Annotated in this window: 7 protein-coding genes; 5 read left to right on the forward strand and 2 right to left on the reverse strand. The window is 73.5% G+C overall.

Annotation, left to right across the window (positions count from 1 at the left end; translation table 11 throughout):
• Nucleotides 1-316: 316 nt before the first annotated feature.
• The gene (locus tag ACFW9Z_RS13180; RefSeq protein WP_384638871.1) at nucleotides 317-2,497 is read right to left on the reverse strand and encodes a PQQ-binding-like beta-propeller repeat protein; all 2,181 of its coding nucleotides are present in this window, start codon (nucleotides 2,495-2,497) and stop codon (nucleotides 317-319) included.
• A 134-nt stretch (nucleotides 2,498-2,631) separates the two neighbouring features.
• On the opposite strand from ACFW9Z_RS13180, the gene ACFW9Z_RS13185 reads away from it, so the two are divergent.
• Nucleotides 2,632-2,976, forward strand: coding sequence for an SH3 domain-containing protein (locus tag ACFW9Z_RS13185; RefSeq protein ID WP_384638820.1), 345 nt, complete (start codon nucleotides 2,632-2,634; stop codon nucleotides 2,974-2,976).
• Between the two features lie 57 nt (nucleotides 2,977-3,033).
• The gene (locus tag ACFW9Z_RS13190; protein WP_384638823.1) at nucleotides 3,034-3,585 is read left to right on the forward strand and encodes a hypothetical protein; all 552 of its coding nucleotides are present in this window, start codon (nucleotides 3,034-3,036) and stop codon (nucleotides 3,583-3,585) included.
• A gap of 49 nt (nucleotides 3,586-3,634) precedes the next feature.
• On the opposite strand, the gene ACFW9Z_RS13195 is transcribed toward ACFW9Z_RS13190, so the two are convergent.
• Nucleotides 3,635-5,155, reverse strand: a complete 1,521-nt coding sequence (locus ACFW9Z_RS13195; protein ID WP_384638874.1) for a SulP family inorganic anion transporter — start codon at nucleotides 5,153-5,155, stop codon at nucleotides 3,635-3,637.
• Nucleotides 5,156-5,387: 232 nt separating this feature from the next.
• On the opposite strand from ACFW9Z_RS13195, the gene ACFW9Z_RS13200 reads away from it, so the two are divergent.
• From ACFW9Z_RS13200 to proC, 3 genes are all read left to right on the forward strand, one after another.
• Complete coding sequence (locus ACFW9Z_RS13200) at nucleotides 5,388-6,206, forward strand: ABC transporter ATP-binding protein (RefSeq protein ID WP_384638826.1); 819 nt, start codon at nucleotides 5,388-5,390, stop codon at nucleotides 6,204-6,206.
• Nucleotides 6,203-6,973: an ABC transporter permease gene (locus ACFW9Z_RS13205; RefSeq protein WP_384638829.1), complete on the forward strand. Its 771-nt coding sequence runs from the start codon at nucleotides 6,203-6,205 to the stop codon at nucleotides 6,971-6,973. Before ACFW9Z_RS13200 ends, ACFW9Z_RS13205 begins: the two co-directional genes overlap by 4 nt.
• 111 nt (nucleotides 6,974-7,084) lie before the next feature.
• Nucleotides 7,085-7,894, forward strand: coding sequence for a pyrroline-5-carboxylate reductase (gene proC / locus ACFW9Z_RS13210; protein WP_384638831.1), 810 nt, complete (start codon nucleotides 7,085-7,087; stop codon nucleotides 7,892-7,894).
• The last annotated feature ends 474 nt before the right edge of the window (nucleotides 7,895-8,368 follow it).

The following is an 8,368-nucleotide window of genomic DNA, read 5'->3' on the forward strand; positions in this document are numbered from 1 at the left end:
CCCAGCAGCCGCCCGGGCGTACGGCACCCGCCCAGCAGCCGGGGCCCCCCCCCCCCCCCCCCCCCCCCCCCCCCCGGCCCCCCCCCCCCCCCCCCCCCCCCCGCCGCCCCCCCCCGCGCCCCCCCCCCCCCCCCCCCCCCCCGGGCAACCGGGCTGGGCCCGCACCCCTGGGTACGCCCTCCGAAGGCGCACCCAGGGAGAGCCCGAAGGTTTACGCCCCCGAAAGGCACCGGCTCCCCCCCCGAAGGGCCCCGCAAGCGCACCCACCCCCGAGGCCCCCCGAGGCCCCCCAGACCCGGCGCCCACAGGCGCCCCCTCACCAGCCCCCCGGATCCCGCCCGTCCACCGCGAACACCGACCCGTCCGGAGCCGTCCCCACCACCATCCGCCCCGCCGCCACCGGCGCGGGCAGGGCCGAGGCGTACGTCAGCTTCCCCCCGCTCAGCCGCGCCCGCGTCTGCCCCACCACCGCACCCCCTGCCGTGTCGACGGCCAGCAGCCGCCCGTCGGCAGCCGAGAAGTACAGGCGCCCGCCCTCCCCGAGCACAGGCGCGGACCCCCTCCCCGCCCCGGTCTCCAGCCGCCACAGCTCCGCCTTCCCGCCCTCGCCGCCCACCCCCGTGTCGACGGCCAGCAGCGAACCGCTCCGCGCCAGCAGATACGCGGCGTCCCCGGCCATGACCACCTGCGGCTCGTCCAGCCGGAAGGGCAGCCCGATCCGGGCGGCCTCCCGCGCATCGGGGGCGTACCGCACCAGCCCGTCGATCTCCGCGTCCCGGTTCATCGACGTCAGGACGAGCTCCCCGGCCCCGGCGGTGGACACCGGCGTGAGCATCCCGTCCAGCCGCCGCTGCCACCCGGCCCGGCCGGTCGCCGCGTCCACGGCGGTGACCAGCGTGGAGTCGCCGGTAGCCGAGTGCTCGAAGGCGTACGCGAGGCCGGACGCCTCGTCGTACAGCCCGAAGACCGGCCGTACATGCCCCGTCAGCGCGCGCTCCCACCGGGACACCCCGCTCGCGCCGTCCAGCGCCGTGACCGTGCCGCCGTCCGCGACGACCAGCAGGGTGGAACCGGCCGGGAACGCCGAGCCGGGGCTCGCGGAGACACCGGTCTCCCGTACGGGCACGCCCTTCACCGGGTCGTACGCGCGCAGCTTCCCGTCCGGGCCCGCCGAGAGCACCACCCCGCCCGAGACGATGGGCGCCGAGGCCTCGCGGAGCGCGGTGTTCCGGTCCGACCAGAGGACACGCCCGTCCGCCGGGTCGATCCGCGCGGTCCCGGTCCCGTCCGCCGCGCAGTACAGCGCCGCACCCGCCCCGGCGGAGGTGCAGACAGGAGTGGCGCTCCCGGAGGCCCGCAGCGAGGTGCTCCACGGCGAGAAGGCAACGCCCTCCGCACTCTTCCGGGCCGCCGCCCGCTCCGGCGCCTCCACCGGACCGCCCCCGCCCCCGTCACCGCCCCACAGCACGAACCCCCCGGCACCCGCCCCCGCCACCAGCAGGAGCAGCGCGGCGGCCACCACCAGCCGCCCACGGGTCAGCCGCCCCCGCCGGGCAGGGACCACCTCCCGGACATGCGTGACGTCCTCGGCCCCCTCCCGCCCGGCGCCCTCCACCGCCTCCGGGAAGGCCACGGGCCGCCGCTGGGCCGGTATGAACGCGGCGGCCTCGTACGAGGGCGGCCGCAGCGCCGCCATCACCTCGTCCGGCGTCGGCCGCTCCGCCGGGTCCTTCGCCAGGCACCGCCCGACCAGCTCCGCGAGATCCTCCGGCACCCCGCTGAGGTCCGCCTCGTCGTGCACCACCTGGTACGCCACGATGTACGGGCTGTCCGAGTCGAACGGCCCGCGCCCCGTCGCCGCGTGCACGAGCACCGCCCCCAGCGCGAACACATCGGCGGCCGGCCCGACCTCCCTCGGCCGCTGGAACTGCTCGGGCGCCATATAGGGCGGTGAGCCGATCAGCTTGCCGGTCTCGGTGCGCAGATCGCTGTCGTACGGGCGGGAGATCCCGAAGTCGATGACCTTCGGGCCCGTGTCGGAGAGCAGTACGTTGCTCGGCTTGAGGTCGCGGTGGATGACGCCCGCCCGGTGGATGTCCCGCAGCGCCTCGGCCAGCCCGGCGGTCAGCCTGCGCAGCTCGGCGGGGGCCAGCGGACCGTTCCGCTTCACCTGCTCGGCGAGGGTCGGCCCGGGAACGTACAGAGTGGCCATCCACGGCCGTACGGCCTCCGGATCGGCGTCCACGACGGGCGCGGTGAACGCCCCGCTGACCCGCCGCGCGGCCGCCACCTCCTGCCGGAAACGGGCCCTGAACTCGGGGTCCGCCGCATACGGCCGGTGCACCACCTTCACCGCGAGCTGAAGCCCGGAGGCCGAGCGGGCCAGGTGGACGACGCCCATGCCGCCCGAGCCGAGACATGCCTCAAGACGGTAGGTACCCGCGTATTCCGGAAACTCCGCTTCCGGATGCGCTCCGGCCCCTGGCAGCGGCGGCATCGCCCACCCCCGTGTTGTGATGCGCAAGCGCGACGCACGGAGCCTAGTCGATGGTGCGTGCGAGCGGCGTGGGGCTTGTTAGCCTGCGCGTCGTACGCGTTCGAACACATCGTTTCTCAGTGGGGGAGGCCCTCATGGGCAAGGACGAGCAGACCATCGAACCGGCGGAGGGGACGACGGCCGAGGCCGCCGGGGCCGCCGAATCCACCACGACAGCGGCAGCGGCCGCGCGGACCAGGTACCCGATCGCCCCCGGCTACCAGGTCAACGTCCGCACCGGCCCCGGCACCAGCTACCGGATCGTGCGGACCCTCCCGATCGGGATGAGGGTCCCGATCTACTGCCAGAAGCCGGGGGAGCGGGTCACCGGCCCGTACGGCACGTCGAACCTCTGGGACAACATCGCCAACGGCCAGTTCGTCTCGGACGCCTACGTGTACACGGGCAGCGACGGCTACATCGCCCCGCGCTGCGACTGACCGCCCCGAGAGCCACGCCGCTCACGGAACGGCCCGCACCCGGGGATAATCGACCCCGTGAGCGAGAACAGCGAGAACAGCGAGACCCCCGGCACCCGGCCCGCCGGAGCGAACAGCTCCGGCGGCGCCCCCACCCCTCCCGGCCCGCAGCCCGAGCCGATCCGTTTCTTCGGCACGACCTGGGTCGACCACGACGGCGGCTACGGCTGGCGGCGCGTCGGCGTCGCGGTCGGCTCGCTCGTCACCGCCGCCGTCGCCTGTTTCGTCCTGCGCTTCGCCTTCCAGGGGCTGGAGATCGCGGAGGTCGGCAACCTCATCGGGATGCTGGTGATCGTGATGTTCGCGGTCTGCAGCGCCATCGCGTTCCGCAAGACCTGGGAGGGGTTCGGCGCCCGCCCCAAGGACCCGGTCCGCGAGGACACCCTGCGCGGCCTGAAGTCGATCGGGTTCATCGGCTCGCTGCTCGCCTACTTCGTCCGCTCGCTCATCGAGGCCCCGGGCGAGAAGCTGCGCCGCACGGAGTACGAGACGGCCCGCGCCCAGTTCGAGAAGCGCCGCTCGACCCGAACCGGCAACCCGGCGGCCCGCAAGCGCCCCAAGCGCCGCTGACGCCCCGAGCGCCGCTGACGCAACCAAGCGCCGCTGACACACCGAGCGGTTACGGGGCCGAGCTCAACGCCCCCTCCCGCTGCCCGTCCTCCTCACCCGCGCCTGCTCCCGACCCTGCCCCGGCCCCGGCACGCTCACCCTCCACCCCCGCCTGCCGGGCCTCACGCTGCGCGGCCCACCCCTCCAGCTCGGCGGCGCACGCGTGGTCGGTGTGGCGCAGCCCGCTCAGCTCCAGCCGCACCTTCCGGTCGGCCGGCAGGGCGTCCAGCGCGTCCAGCAACTTCGGCAGCCGCAGAAAGGTCGCGTTCCCCGTGACCCGTACGAGAAGGAGGGCGCCGGGCCCCTCCACCGTCTCCACGTGCACATGGCTCATGTCCCACGCGGTCTTGGCGACGGCCAGCAGCAGCCCCACCAGCACCCCCTCGAAGAGGCTGGTCGCCACCACCGTCACCGCCGTCACGCCCAGCACCACGGCCTCCCCGCGATGCGCGCGCCACAGGGGCACCAGCACCCGCACCGGTAAGAGCTTGAACCCGGCGTGCACCAGCACCCCGGCGAGCGCCGCCACCGGGATCACCCCGAGCGCCCCCGGCAGCGCGGCCACGAAGAGCAGCAGCCAGAGCCCGTGCAGCACCCGGGACGCCTTGGTCCGGGCGCCCGCGTCGACGTTGGCCGAGCTCCGCACGATCACGGCGGTCATGGGGAGCGCGCCGAGCACCCCGCACACGGTGTTGCCCGCGCCCTGGGCGACCAGCTCCTTGTCGTAGTCCGTACGCGGCCCCCGGTGCATCCGGTCCACGGCCGCCGCGCTGAACAGCGACTCCGCCGAGGCGATCAGGGCGAAGGCCAGCACCGTGCCGACCATCCCGAGGTCCGCGAGCCGGGCCCAGTCGTCGCCACCCGGCGGCCGTACGGCGTCGAACAGCCCGCCCACCCGGATCCGCTCCACCGGCAACCGGAACAGCGCGGTCGCCCCGGCCGCCGCCCCCACCGCCACCAGCGGCGCGGGCAGCACCCGGGCGACCCGCCGCCACCGGGGCCAGAGCACCAGCACGGCCACGGTCCCCGCGCCCACGGCGAGGGCCGGACCGGAGACCCCCGTACCGGTCACGAGCCCCGGCAGCCCGGACAGCTTCCCGGCCATCGACGCGGGCGCCTCGGCCCCGGCGACCACATACACCTGCCCGGCCATCAGGACGAGCCCGATCCCGGCGAGCATGCCCTGCACCACGGCGACGGACACGGCCCGGAACCACCGCCCGAGCCGCAGCACCCCGAGCACGATCTGCACGAGCCCGGCTCCCAGCACGAGCACCCCGAGGGCGCCGACGCCGAACCGCTGGACCGCTTCGAAGACGAGCACCGTCAGCCCGGCGGCGGGCCCGCTGACCTGGAGGCTGCTGCCCGGCAGCAGGCCGACGAGCAGCCCGCCGACGATGCCGGTGATCAGCCCCAGCTCGGCCGGTACGCCGGAGGCGACGGCCACCCCCACACAGAGGGGCAGGGCGACGAGGAAGACGACGAGGGAGGCCGTGAGATCGGCCCGGTGGATCGGGAACGTCCGGAACATCGGGAAGCCACGCACGAGAGGGATACCTCCAGCACCGCGGGGACAGTGAAAATCATTGTCCTTTGGGGGAGTTGGCCCCGGGTGCTTCCGTCGCCCCCGCTTGGCGGCCACGGAAGCACACGGGAGCGGAACCTCCGGAACGGGCCGTTCCGTTCACGCCCACGACCTCACCGCGCCCCCGGCACTCCCCGCCCTCTTGACTACAGGGCTCACCGGGTCTGTAATTCATCACATGATGAATTACAGACCCGACGGGCCCGGAAAGGACCGCCCGCCCCCAGCCGTCGAGGCCCGCGACCTCACCGTCGTACGAGGAGACCGCACGGTCCTCCACGCCCTCGGCTTCACCCTCCGCCCCGGCACGATCACCGGCCTCCTCGGCCCCTCGGGCTGCGGAAAGACCACCCTGATGCGCGCGGTCGCCGGCACCCAGGCCAAGGTGACGGGCACCCTCACCGTCCTCGGCCACCCCGCCGGAGCCCCGGCCCTGCGCCCCCGCATCGGGTACGTCACCCAGGCACCCTCCGTCTACGCGGACCTCACCGTCCGCCAGAACCTCGACTACTTCGCCGCCGTCCTGCACCCCGGCCGCGCGCACCGGGAGACCCGCCGAGCCGCAGTCACCCGAGCCATCGAGGACGTCGACCTCACCAGCCACGCCGACGCCCTCGCCGCCGCACTCTCCGGCGGCCAGCGCAGCCGCGTCTCCCTGGCCGTCGCCTTGCTCTCCACGCCCGACCTGCTGGTCCTGGACGAACCGACGGTCGGCCTGGACCCGGTCCTCCGCCGCGACCTGTGGGACCTCTTCCACCGCCTGGCCGCCGACCGGGGCACCACCCTCCTCATCTCGTCCCATGTCATGGACGAGGCCGAACGCTGCCACCGCCTGCTCCTGATGCGCGAGGGCCGCATCCTCGCCGAGGGCACCCCCGAGGCCCTCCGCACCCGCACCGCCACCGGGACGGTGGAGGAGGCCTTCCTCCACCTGGTCGACGAGGCGGCAGCCACGCACGGAGAGGCAGCCACACACGGAGAGGAGCAAGGCCGATGACCACGACGACCGCCACCCCACCCAGCCCCCTGACCCTGCCCCGTACGACGGCCACGGCAGCCCGGGTCCTGCGCCAGCTCCGCCACGACCCGCGCACCATCGCCCTGCTCCTGATCGTCCCGGTCGCGATGATCACGCTGCTCCGTTACGTCTTCGACGGCGCCCCCGACACCTTCGACGCGATCGGGGCCTCGCTCCTCGGCATCTTCCCGCTGATCACGATGTTCCTGGTGACCTCGATCGCCACCCTGCGCGAACGCACCTCGGGCACCCTCGAACGCCTCCTCGCCCTCCCGCTCGGCAAGGGCGACCTGATCGCGGGGTACGCCCTCGCGTTCGGCGCGGTCGCCGTCGTCCAGTCCGCCCTGGCCACCGCCGTCTCCGTCTGGCTGCTCGGCCTGGACGTCACCGGCTCACCGTGGCTGCTGCTCCTGGTCGCGCTGCTCGACGCCCTCCTCGGCACGGCGCTCGGCCTCTTCGTCTCCGCGTTCGCCGCGTCCGAGTTCCAGGCCGTCCAGTTCATGCCGGCGGTGATCTTCCCCCAGCTCCTGCTCTGCGGCCTGTTCATCCCGCGCGACCAGATGCACCCCGTACTGGAGGCGATCTCGAACGTCCTGCCCATGTCGTACGCCGTCGACGGCATGAACCAGGTCGTCCACCACTCCGCCCCCACCGGCGACTTCCTCCGGGACATCGCGATCGTCGCGGGCAGCGCCTTCCTGGTCCTCTGCCTGGGCGCGATCACCCTGCGCCGCCGCACCCCCTGAGACACCACCGCACGCCCGGCGCCCCCGGTGCAAGGATGACGAACAAGACGACGGGACGACGGCAACACATCCGCCGCACCCCGACCCCAATACCGCCCGGAGGGTGAACGCATGACCCAGACAGTCGCAGTCCTCGGCACCGGCAAGATCGGCGAGGCCCTCCTCAGCGGCATGATCCGGGCGGGCTGGCGACCGGCCGACCTCCTGGTGACCACCCGCCGCAGCGAGCGGGCCCAGGAGCTGCACACGCGGTACGGAGTCGAGTCCGTCGGCAACGCCGAGGCGGCAAAGGCGGCGGACATCCTCATCCTGGCGGTGAAGCCGCAGGACATGGGCAAGCTCCTCGACGAGCTGGCCCCGCACGTCGGCGCCGACCGCCTGGTCATCAGCGCGGCCGCCGGCATCACGACCACCTTCATCGAGGAACGGCTCACGGAGGGCACCCCGGTCGTCCGGGTCATGCCCAACACCCCGGTCCTGGTGGACGAGGGCATGTCCGTCATCTCGGCGGGCAGCCACGCCACCGGCGCGCACCTCACCACCACCGAGGAGATCTTCGGCGGCGTCGGCAAGACCCTGCGCGTCCCGGAGTCCCAGCAGGACGCGGCCACCGCCCTCTCCGGCTCGGGCCCCGCCTACTTCTACTTCCTGGTCGAGGCCATGACGGACGCGGGCATCCTGCTCGGCCTGCCCCGCTCCCAGGCCCACGACCTCATCGTCCAGGCCGCGATCGGCGCCGCCGTGATGCTCCGGGACAGCGGGGAACACCCGGTCAAGCTCCGCGAGGCGGTCACCAGCCCCGCCGGCACCACGATCAGCGCCATCCGCGAACTGGAGAACCACGGCGTCCGGGCCGCCCTCATCGCCGCCCTCGAAGCCGCCCGCGACCGCAGCCGCGAACTGGCCTCCGGCAACGGCTGACCCCCGGCTCCGGCCGGGGGTTGACACGCCCCGGCCGGGTCCGTAGTGTGCTCCGAGTTGTCCGACGTGAGCGCCGACCCCGGTCGGTCCCCGGACAGCCATTCCGCAGTAACCACGATCCAGTGAGCGACCTCGTGTCGCCTGCTTTTTCGTGCGCATTCGCGAAATGAGGAATCCGCGTTCGAAGGGACGCACCCCGATTAGCGTCGGGGGCCAGGAATCCGCTAAAGTCTCACTCGTCGGAACGGCCCAACGGCCGGGAAGACAAGCCCCGCTGACTGGGAGTCAGGCCCGAAAGGATCTGATAGAGTCGGACTCGCCGGAAAGGGAAAACGCGAAAGCGAAGAACCTCGAAAGCGAAAACAGCAAGACTGCTTGACCCGCTTCGGCCGGGAATCGGACACGAAAGAGTCTGATAGAGTCGGAAACGCAAGAACAAAAAGAAAACGAAGGGAAGCGCCCGGAGGGGCCCGG

Source organism: Streptomyces sp. NPDC059452, from assembly GCF_042750035.1.
GTDB lineage: Bacteria > Actinomycetota > Actinomycetes > Streptomycetales > Streptomycetaceae > Streptomyces.

What these genes read in the sequence shown, in the direction of transcription:
- ACFW9Z_RS13195 (WP_384638874.1), bottom strand. Translation starts at nt 5,155, where the DNA reads ATGTTCCGGACGTTCCCGATCCACCGGGCCGATCTCACGGCCTCCCTC.
- ACFW9Z_RS13200 (WP_384638826.1), top strand. Translation starts at nt 5,388, where the DNA reads ATGATGAATTACAGACCCGACGGGCCCGGAAAGGACCGCCCGCCCCCA.
- proC (WP_384638831.1), top strand. Translation starts at nt 7,085, where the DNA reads ATGACCCAGACAGTCGCAGTCCTCGGCACCGGCAAGATCGGCGAGGCC.
- ACFW9Z_RS13205 (WP_384638829.1), top strand. Translation starts at nt 6,203, where the DNA reads ATGACCACGACGACCGCCACCCCACCCAGCCCCCTGACCCTGCCCCGT.
- ACFW9Z_RS13185 (WP_384638820.1), top strand. Translation starts at nt 2,632, where the DNA reads ATGGGCAAGGACGAGCAGACCATCGAACCGGCGGAGGGGACGACGGCC.
- ACFW9Z_RS13180 (WP_384638871.1), bottom strand. Translation starts at nt 2,497, where the DNA reads ATGCCGCCGCTGCCAGGGGCCGGAGCGCATCCGGAAGCGGAGTTTCCG.